The organism is Bradyrhizobium betae (assembly GCF_008932115.1).
GTDB lineage: Bacteria > Pseudomonadota > Alphaproteobacteria > Rhizobiales > Xanthobacteraceae > Bradyrhizobium > Bradyrhizobium betae.
Genome location: NZ_CP044543.1, coordinates 6,491,632 through 6,512,029, shown reverse-complemented (window position 1 = coordinate 6,512,029; position 20,398 = coordinate 6,491,632). Strand labels below are relative to the sequence as shown.

At 63.6% G+C, this 20,398-nt stretch carries 20 protein-coding genes; 7 read left to right on the top strand and 13 right to left on the bottom strand.

The genetic code is table 11. The features are described from left to right. Window positions 1-169: 169 nt before the first annotated feature. From F8237_RS31395 to F8237_RS31380, 4 genes are all read left to right on the top strand, one after another. Window positions 170-1,513, top strand: coding sequence for an NAD(P)/FAD-dependent oxidoreductase (locus tag F8237_RS31395; protein ID WP_151649964.1), 1,344 nt, complete (start codon window positions 170-172; stop codon window positions 1,511-1,513). Then, window positions 1,510-2,310: a DUF1365 domain-containing protein gene (locus F8237_RS31390; RefSeq protein ID WP_151649963.1), complete on the top strand. Its 801-nt coding sequence runs from the start codon at window positions 1,510-1,512 to the stop codon at window positions 2,308-2,310. The genes F8237_RS31395 and F8237_RS31390 overlap by 4 nt, the downstream gene beginning before the upstream one ends. Window positions 2,311-2,462: 152 nt before the next feature. After that, on the top strand, window positions 2,463-3,518 hold the full coding sequence (locus F8237_RS31385) for an SAM-dependent methyltransferase (RefSeq protein ID WP_244626027.1): 1,056 nt from the start codon (window positions 2,463-2,465) through the stop codon (window positions 3,516-3,518). 114 nt (window positions 3,519-3,632) lie between these two features. Further along, window positions 3,633-4,148 carry a GNAT family N-acetyltransferase gene (locus F8237_RS31380; RefSeq protein ID WP_151649961.1) on the top strand — a complete coding sequence of 172 codons (516 nt, stop codon included), beginning with the start codon at window positions 3,633-3,635 and terminating at the stop codon, window positions 4,146-4,148. A gap of 228 nt (window positions 4,149-4,376) precedes the next feature. On the opposite strand, the gene F8237_RS37045 is transcribed toward F8237_RS31380, so the two are convergent. Further along, on the bottom strand, window positions 4,377-4,619 hold the full coding sequence (locus F8237_RS37045) for a hypothetical protein (RefSeq protein WP_244626026.1): 243 nt from the start codon (window positions 4,617-4,619) through the stop codon (window positions 4,377-4,379). Between the two features lie 412 nt (window positions 4,620-5,031). Beyond that, complete coding sequence (locus tag F8237_RS31365) at window positions 5,032-5,805, bottom strand: helix-turn-helix transcriptional regulator (protein ID WP_151649959.1); 774 nt, start codon at window positions 5,803-5,805, stop codon at window positions 5,032-5,034. Between the two features lie 108 nt (window positions 5,806-5,913). Between F8237_RS31365 and F8237_RS31360 the strand changes: the two genes are divergently transcribed. After that, window positions 5,914-6,993: a quinone oxidoreductase family protein gene (locus tag F8237_RS31360; RefSeq protein WP_151649958.1), complete on the top strand. Its 1,080-nt coding sequence runs from the start codon at window positions 5,914-5,916 to the stop codon at window positions 6,991-6,993. Window positions 6,994-7,122: 129 nt separating this feature from the next. On the opposite strand, the gene F8237_RS31355 is transcribed toward F8237_RS31360, so the two are convergent. The 11 genes from F8237_RS31355 to F8237_RS31305 all read right to left on the bottom strand — a co-directional run bounded on the left by F8237_RS31355 (window position 7,123) and on the right by F8237_RS31305 (window position 18,357). Further along, window positions 7,123-7,827, bottom strand: coding sequence for an ABC transporter ATP-binding protein (locus F8237_RS31355; protein ID WP_151650739.1), 705 nt, complete (start codon window positions 7,825-7,827; stop codon window positions 7,123-7,125). 7 nt (window positions 7,828-7,834) lie between these two features. Further along, on the bottom strand, window positions 7,835-9,115 hold the full coding sequence (locus tag F8237_RS31350; RefSeq protein ID WP_151649957.1) for a lipoprotein-releasing ABC transporter permease subunit: 1,281 nt from the start codon (window positions 9,113-9,115) through the stop codon (window positions 7,835-7,837). 72 nt (window positions 9,116-9,187) lie between these two features. Then, window positions 9,188-10,507 carry a proline--tRNA ligase gene (gene proS / locus F8237_RS31345; RefSeq protein WP_151649956.1) on the bottom strand — a complete coding sequence of 440 codons (1,320 nt, stop codon included), beginning with the start codon at window positions 10,505-10,507 and terminating at the stop codon, window positions 9,188-9,190. A 151-nt stretch (window positions 10,508-10,658) separates the two neighbouring features. Next, window positions 10,659-12,221 (bottom strand): copper resistance CopC/CopD family protein, encoded by a 1,563-nt coding sequence (locus F8237_RS31340; protein WP_162006292.1) that lies wholly within the window; start codon window positions 12,219-12,221, stop codon window positions 10,659-10,661. Then, window positions 12,221-12,739, bottom strand: a complete 519-nt coding sequence (locus F8237_RS31335) for a YcnI family copper-binding membrane protein (protein WP_162006291.1) — start codon at window positions 12,737-12,739, stop codon at window positions 12,221-12,223. The genes F8237_RS31340 and F8237_RS31335 overlap by 1 nt, the downstream gene beginning before the upstream one ends. Window positions 12,740-12,759: 20 nt before the next feature. Next, on the bottom strand, window positions 12,760-13,194 hold the full coding sequence (locus tag F8237_RS31330) for a hypothetical protein (RefSeq protein WP_151649953.1): 435 nt from the start codon (window positions 13,192-13,194) through the stop codon (window positions 12,760-12,762). Next, window positions 13,194-13,715 (bottom strand): copper chaperone PCu(A)C, encoded by a 522-nt coding sequence (locus F8237_RS31325; protein WP_151649952.1) that lies wholly within the window; start codon window positions 13,713-13,715, stop codon window positions 13,194-13,196. The genes F8237_RS31330 and F8237_RS31325 overlap by 1 nt, the downstream gene beginning before the upstream one ends. Window positions 13,716-13,743: 28 nt before the next feature. Then, window positions 13,744-14,241, bottom strand: coding sequence for a TlpA family protein disulfide reductase (locus F8237_RS31320; RefSeq protein WP_151650738.1), 498 nt, complete (start codon window positions 14,239-14,241; stop codon window positions 13,744-13,746). Next, complete coding sequence (locus F8237_RS31315; protein WP_151649951.1) at window positions 14,238-15,449, bottom strand: sialidase family protein; 1,212 nt, start codon at window positions 15,447-15,449, stop codon at window positions 14,238-14,240. The genes F8237_RS31320 and F8237_RS31315 overlap by 4 nt, the downstream gene beginning before the upstream one ends. Before the next feature lie 26 nt (window positions 15,450-15,475). Further along, a complete protein-coding gene (locus F8237_RS31310; RefSeq protein ID WP_151649950.1) occupies window positions 15,476-17,875 on the bottom strand; it encodes a TonB-dependent receptor family protein in 2,400 nt (799 codons plus the stop codon). A gap of 95 nt (window positions 17,876-17,970) precedes the next feature. Further along, the gene (locus F8237_RS31305; protein WP_151649949.1) at window positions 17,971-18,357 is read right to left on the bottom strand and encodes a DUF2946 domain-containing protein; all 387 of its coding nucleotides are present in this window, start codon (window positions 18,355-18,357) and stop codon (window positions 17,971-17,973) included. Window positions 18,358-18,826: 469 nt separating this feature from the next. Here F8237_RS31305 and F8237_RS31300 point away from each other — a divergent pair, with 469 nt between their 5' ends. Next, on the top strand, window positions 18,827-19,231 hold the full coding sequence (locus tag F8237_RS31300; protein WP_151649948.1) for a globin: 405 nt from the start codon (window positions 18,827-18,829) through the stop codon (window positions 19,229-19,231). A 144-nt stretch (window positions 19,232-19,375) separates the two neighbouring features. After that, window positions 19,376-20,398 (top strand): sugar ABC transporter substrate-binding protein, encoded by a 1,023-nt coding sequence (locus tag F8237_RS31295; RefSeq protein WP_151649947.1) that lies wholly within the window; start codon window positions 19,376-19,378, stop codon window positions 20,396-20,398.

The following is a 20,398-nucleotide window of genomic DNA, read 5'->3' as shown; positions in this document are numbered from 1 at the left end:
TCGCTTGTCGTACCTTGGCCTGGCCGCTGCTCTGGTGGTTTGCATACACGCCGATACGCATCCAGGCCGGCTTTGGATCACCGCGGGCGAACCTGATCCAAAGCCGCTTCTCATCCGTATCTGTCTCTGGACGCAAAGATCGGCGCACGTAGCCAAGAGGACGGGGCAGATGCAGGGTGAAATCGGACCGCGGAAGCGGATCGCGGTCGTTGGAACCGGTATCTCCGGAATGTCCGCGGCGTGGCTCCTGAGCCAAAGCCATGACGTGACGGTCTATGAACAAGACGGTCGGCTCGGCGGTCATTCCAACACCGTCGAGGTCAGCACGCCAGATGGAAGCGTCCCGGTCGATACCGGGTTCATTGTCTACAACGAGAAGACCTACCCCAATCTCACGGCGCTGTTCGCCCATCTCGATGTGCCGACGCATCCCTCCGAGATGTCGTTCGCCGTCTCCCTCGAAGAAGGCGAGCTGGAATATTCGGGAAGCAGCCTGAACGGACTGTTCGCCCAACGCAGCAATGTGTTCCGCCCGCGGTTCTGGTCGATGCTTGGCGATCTCTGGCGCTTCTATCGCGAGGCGCCGCGGGACTTGTCGTCCCTCGACGACCTCTCCTCCCTGGAGCAATATCTCGACGCCGGCACTTACGGCGAGGTCTTCCGCAGCGACCATCTGTTGCCGATGGCGGCCGCGATCTGGTCGTCGTCGCCGAGCCTGATGCTGCAATATCCTGCCGCTTCGTTCATTCGCTTTCACGACAATCATGGCCTGCTGCGCCTGCGCAACCGGCCGCAATGGCGGACGGTCGTCGGCGGCAGCCGGACTTACGTCGATGCGTTGACGCATCGCTTCAGGGACCGCATCCGCCTTGCCCGGGGTGTCACGGCGATCCGAAGGCGCCCGGAGGGCGTCGAAGTCAGGGATTGCGGCGGCCATGCGGACCATTTCGACGAGGTGGTGATCGCGGCGCATGCCGACCAGGCGCTTACGCTGCTGGATGCGCCCACCACAGAGGAGCGGAGCCTGCTGGGGGCATTCCGCTACAGCCAGAACCGCGCCGTTCTCCATAGCGATCCCGTGCTGATGCCGCAGCGCAAGGCGGCCTGGGCAAGCTGGAACTATATCGGCGGCAGAGGCCCCGCGGACAGTCCGACCGTAACCTACTGGATGAACGCGCTGCAGCCCCTGCCGACCGCGCAGAATTTGTTCGTGACGCTCAATCCCCTGGTCGAGCCCAGGCAAGTCTTGCACGAGGAATGCTACGAGCACCCGATCTTCGATGCCGCCGCGATGAGCGCACAGCGCCGCTTATGGTCCCTGCAAGGCCGGGATCGCATCTGGTTCTGCGGCTCCTATTTCGGCGCCGGCTTCCACGAGGACGGGCTCCAGTCCGGGCTCGCCGTTGCCGAAACACTCGGCGGCGTCAGGCGGCCATGGCGTGTTGAAAACGAGTCCGGTCGTATCTACATTGACGATGCGAGCTGTCATCAGAGCGGGCGACTTGCCGCATGACGTCTTCTTCGTGCCTATATACTGGTCAGGTTGTTCACCGCCGCTTTCTGCCCCGGGCGCACCGTCTGCGCTACCGGGCGTTCTGGATGCTGCTCGATCTGAGCGAGATAGACAGCCTTTCGAAAAAGCTGACCTTCTTTTCCCGGAACCGGTTCAATCTCGCCAGCTTCCACGATTCCGACCATGGCGATGGCGGTGACCTGCCGCTTCCAAAGCAAGTTCGCGCCCTCCTGCGACAGGCCGGATGCCAGGCAGACCAGCTGACCATCAAGCTGCTCTGCATGCCCCGCATCCTCGGCTATGGCTTCAATCCGCTGAGCGTCTATTTTTGCATCAGGCAAGACGGCCCGCTCGAGGCAATCATCTACGAGGTCCACAATACGTTCGGCGAGCGGCACAGCTATGTGATGCCTGTTCAGGGCAATGTCCAAGGCGCCGCGTCGGAGATCGTCGAGCAGCATTGCCCCAAGGGGTTTTACGTCTCGCCGTTTCTCGGCATGGACATGTCCTACGGATTTCGTGTCCGGCCTCCGGCCGCGCAGGTGGAGGTGTCCATCCACGGCAAGGAGAACGACAAGACCATCATCGCCGCATCGCTGTCCGGAGCCCGTCGGGAATTGACCGACGGCACCCTGATCAAGGCGTTTGCCAGCCACCCGTTACTGACCTTGAAGGTCATCGCGGGCATCCATTGGCATGCGTTGCGGATGGTGCTGAAGGGCTTTCGCTTCCAGCCGCGCCCGCAGGCCGCGCACGGCGCGGCAGAAACCGTCAACAGTCGAGGTATACAGCCTTGAGGTCCGATTCCTCCTTGATGTCCTCCGACGTCGCCTCCGGGCCCTCGCGGCTCGCAACCCGGATGTTTGAACGGCTGCTCCCACGGGTTCAGTCGGGCCATTTGCGGCTTGCTCTGCCGAATGGCCAGCATCTCGATTTGGGCAGACGGGATTTGGGCAGCGACGTCACCATCACGGTGCATCGCTGGCGCGCCCTGCGGCGCATCTGGCTGTCAGGCGAGGCCGGCTTCTCTGATGGCTATATTGCGGGTGACTGGTCGACCAACAACCTTGTCGGCGTGCTGGACTTCCTCATTCGAAACGAGACGGCCTTTGCCGGCGTCGCCAGTTCTCGCCCGGCTCGCTTGCTCGATTGGCTCCGGCACCGCGCCAACGAAAACACCAGGACCGGCAGCAAGAAGAACATCGCGGCCCACTATGACCTTGGCAACGAGTTCTACCGCCATTGGCTCGATCAGGGCATGAACTATTCCTCGGCGATCTATGACGCGGAGCTTTCGCTGGAAGCCGCGCAGCGAAACAAGCTCGAACGGGTTTCCCGCTATCTCGGTCTCAAGGGAGGCGAACGGGTTCTCGAGATCGGCTGCGGGTGGGGATCGCTGGCCGAGCATCTCATTCGCGGCTACGACGCCGCGGTCACCGGCGTTACCCTTTCGAGGTCGCAGCTGGACTATGCGCGCAAGCGCCTGGCGGCGGAAATCGAGGCCGGCAAGGCCGCCTTTCTCTTCCAGGACTATCGCGACATCGTCGGACGTTTCGATCGCATCGTCTCGATCGAGATGTTCGAGGCTGTCGGCGAACGCTACTGGCCGCTCTATTTCGAAAAGCTGCGGTCGAGCCTCGTCAAAGGCGGGGTTGCCGTGCTGCAGATCATCACCATCGCGCCGTCGCGCTTCGATGCCTATCGCGCGTGTCCGGATTTCATTCAACGCCACATCTTCCCGGGCGGCATGCTACCGACCGCCGAGATCGTGGAGGAACATGCCGCCAACGCCATGCTCACGGTGACGGATCGGGAATCCTTCGGTCTGAGCTATGCCCGCACTCTTCGCGACTGGCGCGATCGCTTCCTGGGAGCGTGGCCTGAAATCGAATCCCTCGGCTTCGACACGAGGTTTCGCCGGATGTGGGAATACTATCTGGCCTATTGCGAAACCGGGTTTCGACACAGCGCCATCGACGTCAGCATCTTCAAGCTGACGCGGTGATCAGCCTCGGACGCTCCCCGGCTCTGGATTAGTTCGCCAATTGCTCGGCGGCCGTAATTTCTCTATTTTCAGATGGCTGTTTCCGAAGCGCCCGCCGATCGCAGGGGTTGCCCGATGGCCATTGCTGTTCGACCGATGACTCTGCAGGAAACTGCGCTGATCATCGAGTATTTCCACGCGGCGACGCCGGAGCACCTCGAAATGCTCGGGGTCGACCCAACACGATTGCCACCGGCATCACAATGGCAGCGACTTTACGAGCAAATGTTCGACCGGCCTGTCGAGCAACGAGGCGGCTTTCTGGTAAGCTGGCTCTCCGACGACAAGTTCCTGGGGTTTTCGACCGCCGACAAGATCCGCTTTGGCCAGCACGCCAACATGCATCTGCACATCACGGATCCCTCGCTGCGCAAGCGGGGGATCGGCGTGGAGTGCGTCCGAAAGACAGTCGACCTCTATTTCCAGGCGCTGGAGTTGAAGCAACTCTTCTGTGAGCCCAATGCGTTCAACGTGGCTCCGAACCGCACCCTTCAAAAGGCGGGTTTCACCTACGTCAAGACGCACATGACCGTGCCGGGCCCTCTCAACTTCCACCAGGCGGTCAACCGCTGGATGATCGATCGAGGTTGACGGCAGTAACTCGCCGCCTCGACGAATTCGTGAGGACGCGCCCATGGTCTTCAGGCCCGAGGATCCCTCCCTCTCGATCCAGGCCTCATGGATCAGGAGGCCGTGTAGAGTGCGGCACAGAACTGGAATATCCGGCGGCAAGGCACCGATCAAATCAGTGTAGCGACCGGGATCGGTGAACACGCTCTGGCTGACATAGCCATCGAGAATCGCGAGTTGGGTCACGGATTACTTCAGGGCCAGGCTGCTGCAGTACCAGGTGAGTTCTCGGCTTTGCCAGCCCAGCAACAATCCGGTGCCCGTGCATTCGGCATAGGTCTTGAAATGGTAGATGTTCCGGCACGTTGTCGACAGCGCCGGCCAACCGGACGCCGAGCATCCGCGCCACGGCGCATTGCCGGTCCTGAAGCTCGTCTGGCAACCGTCGACGCAACTGCCGGAGATGCTTTCGAGCTTTGCAAGCTTGGTCATGACCGACGTCGGCGCCGCCAATGTTGCGCTCAGCGACGTCTCAGTGGTCGGCGATGACTGGCGCTGCACGGCCCCGCGGGCAACAGCTGGGTGCCGGATCGGCTTACTGCGCCTCGGAGTCTGGCTTGGTGCATCGACCGTGACGCTGGGAAGCGTCGTGGGAGAACTGGTCGCGGGCGTCATAGCTTGCGAGACGGTTATGCCACCTGGGCCGCACGTCAACAGCGCAACATAGGAGCAGGCAACAGCCAAGCGAGACAAAGACCTCATGACGACGTCCTCGCAATACAGGGCCAACGCAGCCTACCCGCTTGCTCTCAATTTACAAGAGTATCGCGCGTACAGCACACGCAGAATTGTCGTCATGCCAGCGTCGTGTCAGCCAAAGCGAAACCACGGGCGAGGCGACATCTCACACCGGCGTATAAATCACCAGCTTCAGCGCGGGATCGTCGTTGGCCTGAAAGCTGGTGTGCTCGAAATGCAGCACGCCGAGGGTCGGATGCGACATCGTCTTCAGGCCGGACGCGGTGCTGCGGATCTCGTGGGCTTCCCACCATTTGACGAATTCCGGGCTGCCCTGCCGCAGCCGCGTCAGCAACTCCGCAAACGCGGGATCGCCGGCCCAGACGTCGTGGGTGGCGCGGAACATCGCGACCATGCGCTTGGCGACCTCCGCCCAGCCGGTGCCGTAGGCCTTGCGCGTCTGCTTGTTGGTCATCATCAGCAGCATCGTGTTGCGGTCCTGCTCCGGCAGGCGCCCGAACGCGAAGACCTTCTCGGCAGCCTCGTTCCAGGCCAGCACGTCCCAGCGCCGCCCGGTGATGTAGGCCGGATGCGGCAGGCTCTCGACCAGCCGCTGGATCGGCGGCGGCACGATCTCGCGCGTGAAGGCGCGCTTGTCGCCGTCGCGGGCCAGCGCCTTCAGATGCGCGTGCTCGGTCTTGCTGAGCCGCAGCGCGCGGGCCAGCGCGTCGACGGTGGTGACGGAGGGGCTGACGGTGCGGCCCTGCTCGAGCCGGATGTACCAGTCGACGCCGATGCCGGCGAGCTGGGCAACCTCCTCGCGGCGCAGTCCCGCGGTGCGGCGCCGGCTGCCCGCGGGCAGCCCGACCGTCTTCGGCGTCAGCTTTTCGCGGCGGGACCGCAGGAAGTCGCCGAATTCGACGCGGCGTGGGTCGGCCATGATGTCGCTCCCGCGATGGAGGGCCCAAGGGATACTAGGATAATACCAGGCCTTCTTGGTCCTGCAAGGATGGCGCATATCCGCCACACCCGACCTTGAGGTGAGATCATGAAAGCTGCCGTACTCAAATCCTTTGGATCGCCGCTCGTCATCGAGGACGTTCCCGAACCGACCATCGGCACCGGCGAGGTCGTCGTCGACGTGGTCGCCACGCGCGTGCTGTCCTATGCCAACGAAGTGTTCAGTGGCGAGCGCAAATACCTGCTCGACCTGCCCGTCATCCCCGGCTCGGGCGGCATTGGCCGCGTCAGGCAGATCGGCCCCGACGCGACCCATCTTGCGGTCGGCGACTGGGTGCTGTGCGATCCGACGGTTCGCTCGCGCGACAACGTGCAGGCGCCCGACATCACGCTGCAGGGCTGGAGCGCGCGCGGCGAAGGCGGGATGAAGCTGCAAAAGCATTTCCGGCACGGCTCGTTCGCCCAGCAGATCATGGTGCCGACCGAGAACGTCAAACGCCTTGGCGAGATCACGTCGGCCGAGGCCACGCAATGGTGCGGGATCGGGACCATGCTGGTGGCCTATGGCGGCTTCCTCGCGGCCAGGCTGCAGCCCGGCGAGATCGTGCTGGTGAGCGGCGCCACCGGCAATTTCGGCAGCGCGGCCGTGGCGGTCGCGCTCGCCATGGGGGCGGTCTGCGTGGTGGCCCCCGGCCGCAACGAGACGATTTTGGCCGACCTCGTCCGCCGCTTCGGCGATCGCGTGAGGCCGGTCAAGCTAACCGGCAATGAGGACGAGGACCGCGAGCGGATGAAGCGCGCCTCCCCCGGGCCGATCGATTGCGTGTTCGACATCATGCCGCCCTCGGTGAGCCCGAACGTCGTGCGCGCGGCCCTCATGACGGTCCGCCCCTACGGACGCGTCGTGCTGATGGGCGGTGTCGGCATGCTCGGCGGCCCCGGCCTCGAGCTGCCCTACAACTGGATCATGCGCGACTGCATCACGATCCACGGCGTCTGGATGTATCCGCCGGATGCGGCGACGCGCCTGATCGCGCTGGTGCGTTCGGGCCTGCTGCGGCTGGATCACACCGAGGCGACCGAGTTCGACCTCGACCACGCCAACGAGGCGGTCGCGCATGCGGCGGCCAATGCCGGTCCGTTCAGAATGACGGTGATCAGGCCGTAGGTGCCGGCCCGCCGCGGCGATGCGCCGTCGCGGCGGGTGGGCCTGCCATGTCAAAGGACTGGACAGCGTCACCCCGCTCGAAGCCGGCCAGGGCCGGCTACTGTGCATGGGGTTGTTTTCGCGTTCTTGTTATTCGAGCTCTATGACCTGGCCGTTCGACAGCGACACGCGGCGGTCCATGCGGCCGGCCAGCTCCATGTTGTGGGTCGCGATCAGCATCGAGACCTGGGTCGCCTTGACGAGCTGCATCAGCGCCTGGAACACGTGGTCCGCGGTGTGCGGATCGAGATTGCCGGTCGGCTCGTCCGCGAACAGCACCCGCGGCGCGTTCGCAACGGCCCTCGCGATCGCGACGCGCTGTTGCTCGCCGCCCGACAGCTCGGCCGGGCGATGGGTGATGCGGTCGCCGAGGCCGAGATAGCCGAGGATCTCCTTGGCGCGCTTGACGCTCTCGGACTTCTTCAGGCCGCGGATCATCTGCGGCATCATGACGTTCTCCAGCGCCGAGAACTCCGGCAGCAGCCGGTGCGACTGGTAGACGAAACCAATGTCGGTGCGGCGAAGCTGGGTGCGCTCGATGTCGGGCAGTTGCGAGGTCGGCGCGCCGTTGACGTAGACCTCGCCGGAATCGGGGGCTTCGAGCAGCCCCGCGATGTGCAGCAGCGTCGACTTGCCCGAGCCCGACGGCGCCACCAGCGCGACCGACTGGCCGGCCCAGAGCGCCAGCTTGGCGCCGTCGAGGATCGTCAGCGGCACCTCGCCCTGCAGGTACTGCCGCTTTATCTCGTGGAGATAAATGACCGGTACATCTTCCGCCCCCTGCTGCTGCTCCATCAGCCCCTCACTCATACCGCAGCGCTTCGACGGGATCGAGGCGCGCGGCGCGCCACGACGGGTAGAGCGTCGCCAGGAACGACAGCGTCAGCGCCATGATGACGACGGCCGTGGTCTCACCGACGTCGATCTCGGCGGGCAGCTTCGACAGGAAATAGAGCTCCGGCGAGAACAGCTCGGTGCTGGTCAGCCAGGACAGGAATTGCCGGATCGATTCGATGTTGAGGCAGATCAGGAGGCCGACGACGAAACCGACCAGCGTGCCGACCACGCCGATCGAGGCGCCCGTGATCAGGAAGATGCGCATGATCGAGCCCTGCGAGGCGCCCATGGTGCGCAGGATCGCGATGTCGCTGCCCTTGTCCTTTACCAGCATGATCAGGCCGGAGACGATGTTGAGCGCCGCGACCAGCACGATCATGGTCAGGATCAGGAACATCACGTTGCGCTCGACCTGCAGCGCGTTGAAGAAGGTCGAGTTGCGCTGCCGCCAGTCGACCAGGAACACCGGGCGCTCCGCGGCCTCCGTCACCGCCTTGCGGAAGGCGACGATCTGATCGGGATTGGTGGTGAACACCTCGATCGAGGTGACGTCGTTGCTGCGGTTGAAATAAGCCTGCGCCTCCGCAAGCGGCATGAACACGAAGCCGAGGTCGTATTCGGACATGCCGATCTCGAACACCGCGGCGATCTTGTAGGGCTTGATGCGCGGCGTCGTGCCCATCGGCGTGACCGCGCCCTTCGGCGCCACCAGCGTGATGCTGTCGCCGGCGTGCAGCGACAGCTGGTCGGCGAGGCGCCGGCCGATCGCGACCCCCTGCCCGTCGTCGAAGCCTTCGAGCGAGCCCTGCTTGATGTTCTTGGCGATCGAGGTGAGGTTGTTGAGGTCGTCGGAGCGGATGCCGCGCACCAGGACGCCCGAGGCGTTCCACGGCGAGGACGCCAGCGCCTGGCCGTCCACCACGGGCGCAGCTAACCGGATGCCCCCGACCTGGCTGAGGCGATCGGCGACGTCCTTCCAGTCGGTCAGGGGTGATTCCAGCGGCTGCACCAGGATGTGGCCGTTCAGCCCCAGGATCTTGTCGAGCAGCTCCTTGCGGAAGCCGTTCATGACGGCCATCACGATGATCAGCGTCGCCACGCCCAGCATGATGCCGAGGAACGAGAACCCGGCGATGACCGAGATGAATCCCTCCTTGCGGCGCGCCCGCAAATAGCGCGCCGACAGCATCCACTCGAAGGGCGCAAAAGGTGCGGTTGGCTTGGTCTCGGTCATGGTTTCATCCATCGCTTGATAATCCCATGATTCGGGGTCAATTGTGGCCGGATTGCCGGCCCATTATCGCGCGATGAACACTATTCAGGCGACCAGCCGGGCAATCACGTCCGCAGGTGACAGATTCTCGCGTGAGCCGTCGCTACGCCGCTTCAGCTCGATCCTGCCGTCGGCAAGTCCCTTCGGCCCGATCATGATTTGCCAGGGGATGCCGATCAGGTCGGCCGCGGCGAATTTGGCGCCGGCGCGCTGGTCGGTGTCGTCGTAGAGCACATCGACGCCCTTGGCGGCGAGTTCGGCGTAGAGCTTCTCGCAGGCCGCATCGACCGCGGCATCGCCCTGCTTGAGGTTCAGTATCACGGCGCGGAACGGGGCGACTGCTTCGGGCCATTTGATGCCGGCATCGTCATGGCAGGCCTCGATGATGGCGCCGAGCAGGCGCGAGACGCCGACGCCATAGGAGCCGCCATGGATCGGCACGTCGACGCCGTCAGGGCCCGCTACCAGCGCCTTCATGGCGTCGGAATATTTCGTACCGAAATAGAAGATCTGGCCGACCTCGATGCCGCGGGTGTTCACCCGCTTGTCTTCGGGCACTTCCTGCTCGAACCGCGCGGCGTCGTGAACGTCCTCGGTGGCGGCATAGACCGAAGTCCACTGCTTGATGATCGGCGTCAGATCGGCCTCGTAGTCGACGTCCTCGCCCGGCACCGGCAGGTCCAGCACGTCGCGATTGATGAAGACGCCGGATTCGCCGGTCTCGGCCAGCACGATGAATTCGTGGCTGAGATCGCCGCCGATCGGGCCAGTCTCGGCGCGCATCGGGATCGCCTTCAGTCCCATCCGCGCGAAAGTGCGCAAATACGCGACGAACATCTTGTTGTAGGCGACGCGCGCTGCAGCCTCGTTGAGGTCGAACGAATAGGCGTCCTTCATCAGGAACTCGCGGCCGCGCATCACGCCGAAACGCGGACGCTGCTCGTCGCGGAATTTCCATTGGATATGATAGAGATTGAGCGGCAGGCTCTTGTAGGACTTGACGTAGGCGCGGAAGATCTCGGTGATCATTTCCTCGTTGGTCGGCCCGTAAAGAAGTTCGCGCTTGTGGCGGTCGGCGATGCGAAGCATCTCCGGACCATAGGCGTCGTAGCGCCCGCTCTCGCGCCAGAGATCGGCGAGTTGGAGCGTCGGCATCAAGAGTTCCAGCGCACCGGCGCGGTCCTGCTCCTCACGCACGATCTGCTCGATCTTCTTCAGCACCCGAAACCCGAGCGGCAGCCAGGCATAGATGCCGGCCGCCTCCTGGCGGATCATGCCGGCGCGCAGCATCAGGCGATGCGAGACGATCTCCGCCTCTTTCGGATTTTCCTTCAGAATGGGCAGAAAGAACCGCGACAACCGCATGGCAATACTCTGGGAATCAGTGATCGCCTGCAGTGAAACCGGATTGGGAGCAAAAACACAAGACCGGGAATGAGGAAAAGCCGCTAAGGCGACGGAATTCCTGTCATTTTTCCGTTGGCTTCAGGTTCAGCTTGAGCCGCGACGACACGCCTCAAGGCGCCCCAACCTCAAGCTCGTCCTCCAGCGTGATCTTCTCGAAATCACTCACCAGCGCGTCGATCCGAACATGCCAGCGGCCGGCAAAGGGCAGATCGACCTTGCGCACATGCCAATAGCCATCCGGCCCCAGCGAGGCGTCCCGCTCCATCGGCTCGACGCCTCGTTCGGGCAGGCTAAGCGTCAGCGTCACCTCGCTGGCCTTGAGCAGCGCCCCTTCGCCGGTCATGAGCTGGAGCACGAAATCGTCGACGCCTGCCTTGCCCGGCGAGACCAGCACCTGGAACATCGCCTTGTCGCCGTGGATGTGGATCGCCAGCGGCGTCTCCGGAATGATGGTCCGCGGCGGCGGCGTAAAGCGCCAGCCGGCGACGACGGCGAAGATCGCCAGCGCGATGGCACATTCCAGCAGGATCGAGCGCTTGAGCGTGGTCGCGGCTTTTCCATCCCGCGCCAGGGCCGGCGTCAGCCGGAACCGATTGAGTGCGGCAAGTCCCAGCAGCAGGATGACCAGCACGAGCTTGACCGAGAGGATCAGGCCATAGCGGGTCTCGACGAGCGCAGACGGCTTTTCGAGCTGGACGAACGCGAGCGCAAGGCCGGTCACGGCCAGCACGCCGACCGCCAGCGCGGCAATGCGGGAAAAACGGTTCACGACAGGGAGCGTCTCGGCCGACGGCCGCGACAAGAGCGTGGCCAGCGGCGCGAGAGCACCGATCCAGATGGTGACGCCGAGCACATGAAGAAAGATCGCCGGCCGGGTCAGCGCCTCCGGCGGCGCTGTGGCCGCGTGCCCGGTCATGGCGAGCGAGAGGCCGACGCAGACCAAGGCGACGATCGCAAGCGCACGCGCGTACCATGCGCCGCGCAGCGCCAGCAGAGCGCACAGCATCGCAGCCATGGCGACCAGCAATGCGGGACCGGCGCTGGTCGCGAATGCGACTTTCCAGGGCGCGGCCGTCGCGAGAGCCGCCAGCGGCAGGCCGAGGAGATCGAGGCCCAACAGACCGAGAGAGGCAACGGCGCAGGGAAGTCCGATCACGAGCGACACGCGCAGAACGGTCATGCCGGTCATCGCCCACGCGATCCATCTCGCAAAAAACACGCCGCCGACGCCGACGAACAGCCCGAGATAGAGACCAATCCGCGCCAGCCAGATCAGCGCATTCAATCCGCCGTCGGCATTTGCCGGAGGCTGCGTCCCCGTCGGCATACCGATCGAGAAGATCACCGATCCGGCGATGGGATGGCCATCCTGCGAGATCACGCGATAGCTCAAGACCGCGGTGCCCTGCGGCAGGTCCGGCGGCATCGCAACCGAGATGGTTTCACCCGATGCGCTGACGCGGGCGTCGTCCCGCGCCCTGCCCGCGCCGTCGATCAGTCGGATCGCGCCTGACGTCACCACCTCATTGAAACGCAGCTCCACCGCCTTCGGCGCGCTCGCAAGCATGCTGCCGCTCGCCGGCTCGACCGAGACCAGCGCCGCATGCGCCCACACCCCTGTTGCAACGCCAACAACGAGGAGCAGCGTCGCAAGCGCAGCGAGCAGGCGCATCAGGGCTTTGGCAACAGCTTCAGGCCGGGCGCCGGCGAATTGCCTTCGTGCGAATGCTTTGCGCCCTCCACGGGGATCTCGATCCAGCGGCTGACGCCGGTCTCGCATTCCTGCACGACCGGGAAATACAGCGTGGTGTTCGGCTTCAGGCTGCCCGTGAGGAAGCTGCTGATGACGAACTCGTCGTAATTATGGTCCGGCAGCTTGCCGCCGGACCAGGCGACCTCCTTGACGCCGGAAGAAAGCTTGTTGCCGTGGTAGTCGTACTCAACGGCATATTTGCCCTCGACGACATCGACGCTCCAGCCCGCCTTCGGCATCGGCTTCACAGCGATCACGCCTTCCGGAATCTGCACACGGATCTTCACCGTGGGCGAGCCCTTGCAACCGTGCGGGACGGCGAAGACGGCCTTGTAATACGAGCCGACCGCCGCCTGCCTGGTCTCGAGCGTGATATGCGCCGCCGCAGGCGATGCGGTGAGCGCGGCGATCAGAAACAGGCAGGATCGCTTCGACATGGTCGTCTTCCTCAACGTGGTCATTTGATCAGGATCGGAGATTCGATGCTGACATGATCGGCCTCGGAGATCGAGATTCCGAGACCCAGCATCCAGCGTCCCGGCGTCAATTGCGCGACCTTCACGTGCCAGCTGTCCTCGCCGTCACGCGAAGCCTCGACCGGCGCGAGCTTCCTGCCGGTCTGTGACTCCACGAGCGTCACCGACACGGCCTTGGCCGTGAGCGGCGCCTCATCCGTCGTCTCGAGCTGGATGGCGATCTCGACCGGGCCGGCGCGGCCCGGCGAGACCGTAACATTGGCCATCGCTTTGTCGGTGTGCAGATGGGTGAAGAAGCTGTCGTCGTCGGTCGCCGCCACAAGCGGTGTCGTCGCAACCGACAGCAACGCGGCCGCTCCGAGCAAGAGGCCCGTGATGGTACGACGCGAGGTCATGGGAGCCTTGATCGGTTTCATCACATTTTCATTCCCGAATGATCCGGCATCTTCTTCATCATGTGCCCGCCGTCGCCGGGCGCCTGCGCGCCGACGCCCTGCACGTCGAGGGAGACGGCGACCTTGCCGGCCTTCTCGAACTGAAGCGTCACCGGGACCTTGTCGCCCTGCTTGAACGCGCCCTTCAACTCCTGGAGCATCAGATGGTAACCGCCGGGGGCGAGCTTCACCGTCTTGCCGGGATCAATAACGAGGCCCTTGTCGAGCGGACGCATCTTCATCACGCCATTGTCGATCGCCATCTCGTGGACTTCGGCCTTGCCCGCGATATCGGCGGAAACGCTGACCAGCCTGTCGGCCGCCGCACCCTTGTTCTCGATGGTGAGATAGCCACCGGCAACCTTGGCGCCGCCCGGCGTCGCCCGGCTCCACGCCTGCGAGATGACGAGATCACCCGCCTTGACGTCGTCGGCCACGGCTGGTGCAGCGCAGAGCGCCAGTGCGAACGCCGCGAACATCACATCTTTCAAGATCGTCTTCATATCAGTCTTCCCGTTTGCAGATTGAATGTCAGTGTGTGGAGAGTTGTTGCGCCGACCATTTTTCGAGATCGACCATTTCAGCAGAACCTTCGATCGTCGTGACGGTCCCGTCCCGGGAGACCAGCATAGTCCTGGGGATGTCGCCCTGCCAGGCAGGATCGATCTCGAACCTCAAACGCTCGACAAAACCGTCATTGAAGATGAAGTTCTCGGTGGACGACAGCCCAGCCTTGTCGAGCATCGATTGCGTCGCCGCCGGCAGGTTCGGCACGAGATCGGCGCTGATCGTGACCACATCGATTCCCGGATGGTCCTTCGCAAACTGCCCGAGCAGCGGCAGCTCGACCTTGCAGGGACCACAGGTCACGCCCCAGAAATGCACGAGCGTCGGGCGGCCCGCATGCTCCGTGAGAACGCTCTGCCAGGTGCCTCGCTCGAACGGTTTCAGGGCCGGCGCCGCGGTGAGCGCGGCCACCGATGCGATCAGGATACCCAGCCCCAGAATGCCTGCAAATCGACGTGTCATGGTTGGTCCTCGATCGCTGTAAGGCGATAGCCGTCCGCCTTCGTCATCCATGACAGATAGGTCTGGCGGCCATTGGAAATCAGCAAGGGATGGTCGGAGGTGTCGGTCGTGCTCGATATCGTCTTGGGCGGCGACCACGTGTCGCCATCGTCGCGCGAAATCATCATCTGAACCGAAGTCTTCTCGCCGTCGAACTCCTTCCACACCATCACCGTTCCAGCGGGACCCACGAGCACAAAGGGACGCGTCGGATTGCGGCCCGGCTGCCCGATTCCCACGGGCGCCGAGAATGTGCGGCCTTCGTCGCGCGAGTGCGCGTAGAACAATCCCTTCCGCGCCTTCCCATTCGTATACCAGGCGACGTGATAGGTTCCGTTCGGTGCAACGGTGAGGCTCGGCCCGTGGTGCGGGCAGGCGTTGATCTGCCAATCGTCGTTGCTGACCCGACGGATTTCCCCCGGTGTCGAGACATCGGTGAACGTCATGACGGCATGATCGCGCACGCCGCCGTCAAAAATGTTCCTGAAGATCACGGCCGGCCGCCCCGGCGCTGCGAACGCCAACCCCAATCGGCAACATTCGCAGGTGTTGTCGCGCGCGAGGCTGGCCTCTGCGTAGGTAGCGCCGCCATCGCGCGACGAGGCAAAGAACAGCCCTGCCCCCTCGTACTTCCGGCCCGCGTCCTTTGCGGGGACACGATTGCGCTTGTCGAGCCAGGCCGCGAAGATCGTCCCATCCTGATCGAGCGCAAGCGCCTCAAAACGCTGGCTCTCGTTGTTTGCGGTGATGGGCTTCAGCTCGGCAAAGCTCTTCCCGCCATCGCCGGAGCGCGTGTAGAGCACTTGGCCGTTGAACGCCTCGTCCCTGAAGATCGAGAATGCCAGAGCAATGCCGCCCTTGCGATCGACCACGATCTTCGGCCGCGCGTCCGGCCCCCAATCGAGATTCAGCCGCGTGGTCGTGACCTGGACGGGAGCCGAGAAACTGCGCCCCGCATCCTGCGAGCTCGCAACCGATACCTGCCCTCCCGCCATCCAGGCAAGCCACAGCTTTCCGTCCGGACCGAACGCAGGCGTCGCCTTGGTTGCGCAGCGCAATGTCGGCTCGTCACACGCCGCTTCTGACGCGTGCTGACCGTGCATCTGCGCGAACGCCGAGCCCTGCAGGAATGCGAAAGCGACGATCCCGAGCAAGCCGCTTCGGAGCATGGGCCGACTCCCTTCGAGAGCCCGGATCATTTGAACGCCACCTTCATACCCGCAACGAACAGGCGCGGCGAGCCCGCATAGATCGATCCCGTCGTGTTTGCTAGCGTGCTCGCAAGATCTTGAACTCCGGTCGTCGAAACCGTGTTGGCGATATTGTTTGCCGACGCAACATAGGTGCGGTCGAACACATTTCTGACCTCGAGGAACAGGTTCAGGGATCTAAAGGTGTCGGACACCAGATCAGTCTTGTAGTGGACGTTCAAATTGACCAGCTCATAACCTGGCGCCTTCAGCAGATTTGCATTGTCCATGTAGAATGAGTCCTTCCACTGGACCTCGACGAAGCCCCCGAGCCCCGCCAGCGGCCCGGCGAATTCGTCGTAGCCAACCCGGGCCGTGAGCTCGTTGGGCGAGACGCCGGGGATCTTGTTGCCTGCCCGGTTGAAGCTGAACACAACACCCTTTGTGATGTTCTCGACGTAGTCGGTGTAGACCTCGTCGAGATAGGTGTATGCCGCCATGAACCGCCAGCCTGGATAAAACTTCCAGTCGGCGGCAAGCTCGATGCCGCGGTGCTCCGATCGCGGTGCGTTGAACGAATAGGTCACGCCAGTGGTTTGAGTAGCCTGGTTAACGATTTCGTTGCGGAAGAACTCGTAGAAGCCGGTGGCGCTGAGCTTGAGCGCGTTATTCGGCGTCCAATCAAATCCGATGTCGTAGCCGAGATTTTTCTGGGCCTGGAGCTGGGTGTTGTTGCCCGATAATCCAGTCTGAACCACGAACAGATTCGAAACCTGCGGCGTGCCGTATCCCGTGGCGACGCGTCCTCGGAACAGCCACTCGTTGTTGAGATTGTAGAGCAGCGCCAGCTCCGGTGCGGTATTTTGAAACTGCCGGTCCGCCGTCGTGAGGGTCGTCGTGGTGATGCCCGTGGGACCGGCGTACGAATAGGCCGTGTTTGTTCCTTTCAGAACGGTGGTTTCCCAGCCAACGCCCGCAACCGCCGTCAACGAGGTCGTCAGCCTGAGCTCTTCCCGCGCGCGCACGCCATAATTGGTTGTTTCGCTATAGAGATTGCTCGACAGCCTGCCGAGCGTGGCATTCCCTCCCGGCATCACGTTTCGGGTGTCACTCGAGGCCGTCAGCGTATTGTAGAAGGCGCCGAAGAACGCGGTCGATTCCAATCCAAGGATCTCGCCGCGCTTGGTGAGATCGCTCATGTAATTGTACGAGGGAAAATCTCCGATCGCGCTGGTCGTGCCTGTCGGCTGGCTGATGTTCCTGTCGTCGAAGACAAACTGGTTGCGCCAGGTCGTGGTGTTGTCGAAATCGTGCTCCCACCGGCCGCCGACGATAGTGCGGCGGTCGTTGCGGCCGAGCCCGGCCTGCACGGCCGTCTCCTTGTCGGTTCCGGCGGTCGGGTTGAAGCCGTTGTTGTTCAGCGTGACCGTGCCGCATCCGACCGCGGCGGTGACGCCGGTCGCGCATCCCTGCTGGAAGGGATTGGTGTAGTACTGGTTCAGCGACTGCCGGATCGGCAGCCGCGTGCTGAGGTCGTTGTTGATGATCTTGACCGTGAAGCGGTCGTCCGGCGTCGCCTTGAGCGTTCCGAGGAAGTTGACGGTCTGCGTATGGAACCAGCTGTTACCGATATAGCCGTCGCCGCGCGTGTCGCTCGCGAACAGCGAGCCCTCGAAATTCCCGACCTTCTTGCCGGCCGCCAGATAGTTGTTGAGGTAGCCGTAACTGCCGCCATCGACGCCATATTCGACGCCGTCGATCGTGCCGCCCGGCCGCGTCCGGAAATTGAGCGCGCCGCCGGTTGCGTAATTGCCGTAGAGCGCTGACGAAGGCCCGCGAACGACGTCGATGGCGCCATAGGCGTGTGGATCGATCAGGTCGCTGCGCGACAGGCCGTCCGGCTGCGTCACCGGGAAGCCGTCCTCGAAGATGACGAGATTGCGGATGCCAAACCCGTTCCGGGCATTGGATCCGCGAATCGAGATGCCGAAATCGCGCGGGCCATTGCCCTGCTTGATCGAGATGCCCGGACTGTCGCGCAGGACGTCGCTGACCGAAAACGACGGGCGGCTGTCGAACTGGCCGCGATCGATGGTCGTGGCGGTCTGGCCGGCAGGCGCCTGATTGAGACCATCTCGGGCTGCGCTGGCGGTCACGGCCCTGCTCTGGGTCGGTACGCTGGCGCTCGCGCTCGGCGCAACGGGCCTCGCCACACGACCGGCCGAAGCAGAGCGGGGCCTCGACGACCGAATGACTGGTTTGGGCCGGGCAGCCTGCGGCGCCTCGATCGTCACGGCGGGGAGCGCCTGCGGACTGGCCTGGGCCAGCGCGTCGGAGCCGATCGAGGACAGCACCCCGCAAAGCACGGGCAAGCTCGCGCTGCCGATCGCACGAATGCGTAACATCACTTGAATTCCTGACATCCGGCACTTCGGCCGGTCCATTGAGCACGCCACCGGCGCAGCCAGATCGCGCGCCAACGGTTCGATTTGTCGCTAGGTCAGGAGGAGTGCGGAGGCGCGCGCGCCTGGGCGCTTGTGCCCTTATGGGCTACGACGGCGGACGCATCCGCCACATGCCACACTACGCGTTCTGCGTGGCGGAAGGGACTGGGGAGCGCCGTGTGCGGCGGCGAATCGAGCGAGGCGTTGGCCTGCGCCAGACAGCAGAGAGCGCATGCCGCGCCATGTGCGGTCGGCGCGCCGCTCTGGTCGGTCGAGCCGCCCTGCTCGCTCGTGCTGTGACAGATGACACCGGCAGACAGCGGATCGGCCACGGCCTGGCCGGCCGCCAGACAGGCGGCGATCGGCGCCAGCACCTGCATCGCCAAAGCTAGCAGGACCAGGGGGAGGAATTTTTGCAGCCGTGCGCGCATCCGCCGAACCATTCGTTCGTCCGCTAACTAAACACCGCGCCGGGACCTGAGTCGAGGTCAGTTCCGCCGGCTTCTTGGCCCAGCGCAAATTTCTCCAAAATTGTGGTCCGGCCGCCCCACAAGAGAAGACGTCCGGCATTTGAGGCAGATGGGCAAGCCTCCCTCCTCCACAGATTTCTTATATTTGTCATATGGTTATACCTTAGACCGCCTGATCATTTCGTTAACTGCTCTAATTTTGAACAATCGTTGCCGAAAATGATGACAAGTGAGAAAAGTTGATCTAGCATCCCTCTTGCTCAGGCTAGCCGCGAGGTCAAAGTCTGGTGGTCCAAGTCTCGGGAGGAGCCCCTGGCGCGCAAAACGCAGCGTCGCCCCGTCAATCAAGAGCAAATCTTAGAATCGGGGATAATAGGGTCGACACAATTTTCGAGCGGGGCTAGGGCCCCGCTCTTTTTTTGTCTGTAGGGCTGAAGCGCTAATGAATGCTTCCTCTAATCCCATCGAAAACAGCTTTGAACTCGCGGCCTCGCGCTGCGCGGATCTCACGCCGCTGGTCTACCAACGTCTGTTCACAGAGCATCCCGAAACGCAGGCGATGTTCCGCTCGCAAGGCAGCGCGCTCGTGAAGGGCTCGATGCTTGCGTTGACGATCGAGGCGATTCTCGATTTCGCCGGCGAGCGTCGCGGGCCCTTCCGGCTGATCGCCTGCGAGGTCGTCTCGCACGATGGCTATGGAACGCCGCGCGAGCTGTTCGTCACGTTCTTCGCCGTGATCCGGGATACGCTGCGCGAGTTGCTCGGCGAGCAATGGTCGCCGGCAGTCGCGCAGGCTTGGGACGCATTGCTCGCCGAGATCGACACCTTCGCTGGCATCGCAGCGTAACGCTTTGCGCTGCACCAACGCGGCCCGCGGCGATTTTTCGCGCGATTGCAGATTGGGTGGCGTGAACTCTTCGATTGTGAGAGACTTTGCAGATCGGTCGCGCAATCAATGACGCGCCGACGATAAAATACATGGGAGCGAGCGATGTCCGGGACGAAAGATTTCTCGACGACGAGGCGCGATCTTCTGCAGGTGGCAGCGACCGCCGGCGCCGCGACTGCCATCCTTGGCAGCATGGGCATAAACCCTGCACTTGCAGCCGAAGTCGGACGAAGCGAGAAGCCGCTGAAGGCGGCCTTCTCGAATGCGGGCCTCCAGGCCACCTGGTGCGCGCAGGGCAAGCAGGCCGCGGAATTCTGGGGCAAGCTGTTCAATGTCGAAGTCACCTGGTTCGACGGCCAGCTCGACGCGGTGAAGCAACGCGCCGCGATCGACAACATGGCCTCGCAGAAATGGGATTTCGTCGCGATCCAGGCTTTCGGCATCGGCACCCTCACCCAGCCGGTGCAGAAGATGATCGACGCCGGCACGCCCGTGATCGACATGGACACGCTGATTGCGCCGCTCGACCAGATCAACGTCCACTCCTTCCTCGCCCCCGACAACGAGTTCATGGGCGCTTCGGTGACGCAGGCGCTGTGCAACGCGATGGGCGGCAAGGGCAAGATCATCATGACGCAGGGAGCCCTCGGCCATACCGGCGCGCAGGGACGCGCGAAGGGCTTCAACAATGTCGTCAAGCAATTCCCCGGCATCGAGGTGCTCGACACCCAGCCCGCCGACTGGGACGTGTCGAAGACCGCGCGGCTCTGGGAAACCTATCTGACGAAGTATCCGCAGATCGACGCGGCGTTCTTCCACAATGACGACATGGCGCTGGCCGCCGCCAACATCATGAAGGCGCGTGGCCGCACCAACATCCTGATCGGCGGCGTCGACGCCATGCCGCCGGCGATCCAGGCGGTGAGCGAAGGCCGCATGTTCGCAACCGTACGCAACCCGTCCTGCCGCATCCATGGCGGCGCCATCATCGCGGGTGTTTCCGCCGTGGTCGGCGGCGAGAAGAGCGGACAGGGCATTCCCAAGAACGTCGTCACCGACGGCCCGGTCGTGACCAAGGCCAACGCCGCCGGGATGCAATGGATGCAGGATCATTTCCTGATCTGA

Coding starts and splice junctions, on each gene's coding strand:
- F8237_RS31395 (WP_151649964.1), top strand. CDS start 170: ATGCAGGGTGAAATCGGACCGCGGAAGCGGATCGCGGTCGTTGGAACC.
- F8237_RS31390 (WP_151649963.1), top strand. CDS start 1,510: ATGACGTCTTCTTCGTGCCTATATACTGGTCAGGTTGTTCACCGCCGC.
- F8237_RS31380 (WP_151649961.1), top strand. CDS start 3,633: ATGGCCATTGCTGTTCGACCGATGACTCTGCAGGAAACTGCGCTGATC.
- F8237_RS37045 (WP_244626026.1), bottom strand. CDS start 4,619: ATGACCAAGCTTGCAAAGCTCGAAAGCATCTCCGGCAGTTGCGTCGAC.
- F8237_RS31365 (WP_151649959.1), bottom strand. CDS start 5,805: ATGGCCGACCCACGCCGCGTCGAATTCGGCGACTTCCTGCGGTCCCGC.
- F8237_RS31360 (WP_151649958.1), top strand. CDS start 5,914: ATGAAAGCTGCCGTACTCAAATCCTTTGGATCGCCGCTCGTCATCGAG.
- F8237_RS31355 (WP_151650739.1), bottom strand. CDS start 7,827: ATGGAGCAGCAGCAGGGGGCGGAAGATGTACCGGTCATTTATCTCCAC.
- F8237_RS31350 (WP_151649957.1), bottom strand. CDS start 9,115: ATGGATGAAACCATGACCGAGACCAAGCCAACCGCACCTTTTGCGCCC.
- proS (WP_151649956.1), bottom strand. CDS start 10,507: ATGCGGTTGTCGCGGTTCTTTCTGCCCATTCTGAAGGAAAATCCGAAA.
- F8237_RS31340 (WP_162006292.1), bottom strand. CDS start 12,221: ATGCGCCTGCTCGCTGCGCTTGCGACGCTGCTCCTCGTTGTTGGCGTT.
- F8237_RS31335 (WP_162006291.1), bottom strand. CDS start 12,739: ATGTCGAAGCGATCCTGCCTGTTTCTGATCGCCGCGCTCACCGCATCG.
- F8237_RS31330 (WP_151649953.1), bottom strand. CDS start 13,194: ATGAAACCGATCAAGGCTCCCATGACCTCGCGTCGTACCATCACGGGC.
- F8237_RS31325 (WP_151649952.1), bottom strand. CDS start 13,715: ATGAAGACGATCTTGAAAGATGTGATGTTCGCGGCGTTCGCACTGGCG.
- F8237_RS31320 (WP_151650738.1), bottom strand. CDS start 14,241: ATGACACGTCGATTTGCAGGCATTCTGGGGCTGGGTATCCTGATCGCA.
- F8237_RS31315 (WP_151649951.1), bottom strand. CDS start 15,449: ATGCTCCGAAGCGGCTTGCTCGGGATCGTCGCTTTCGCATTCCTGCAG.
- F8237_RS31310 (WP_151649950.1), bottom strand. CDS start 17,875: ATGTTACGCATTCGTGCGATCGGCAGCGCGAGCTTGCCCGTGCTTTGC.
- F8237_RS31305 (WP_151649949.1), bottom strand. CDS start 18,357: ATGGTTCGGCGGATGCGCGCACGGCTGCAAAAATTCCTCCCCCTGGTC.
- F8237_RS31300 (WP_151649948.1), top strand. CDS start 18,827: ATGAATGCTTCCTCTAATCCCATCGAAAACAGCTTTGAACTCGCGGCC.
- F8237_RS31295 (WP_151649947.1), top strand. CDS start 19,376: ATGTCCGGGACGAAAGATTTCTCGACGACGAGGCGCGATCTTCTGCAG.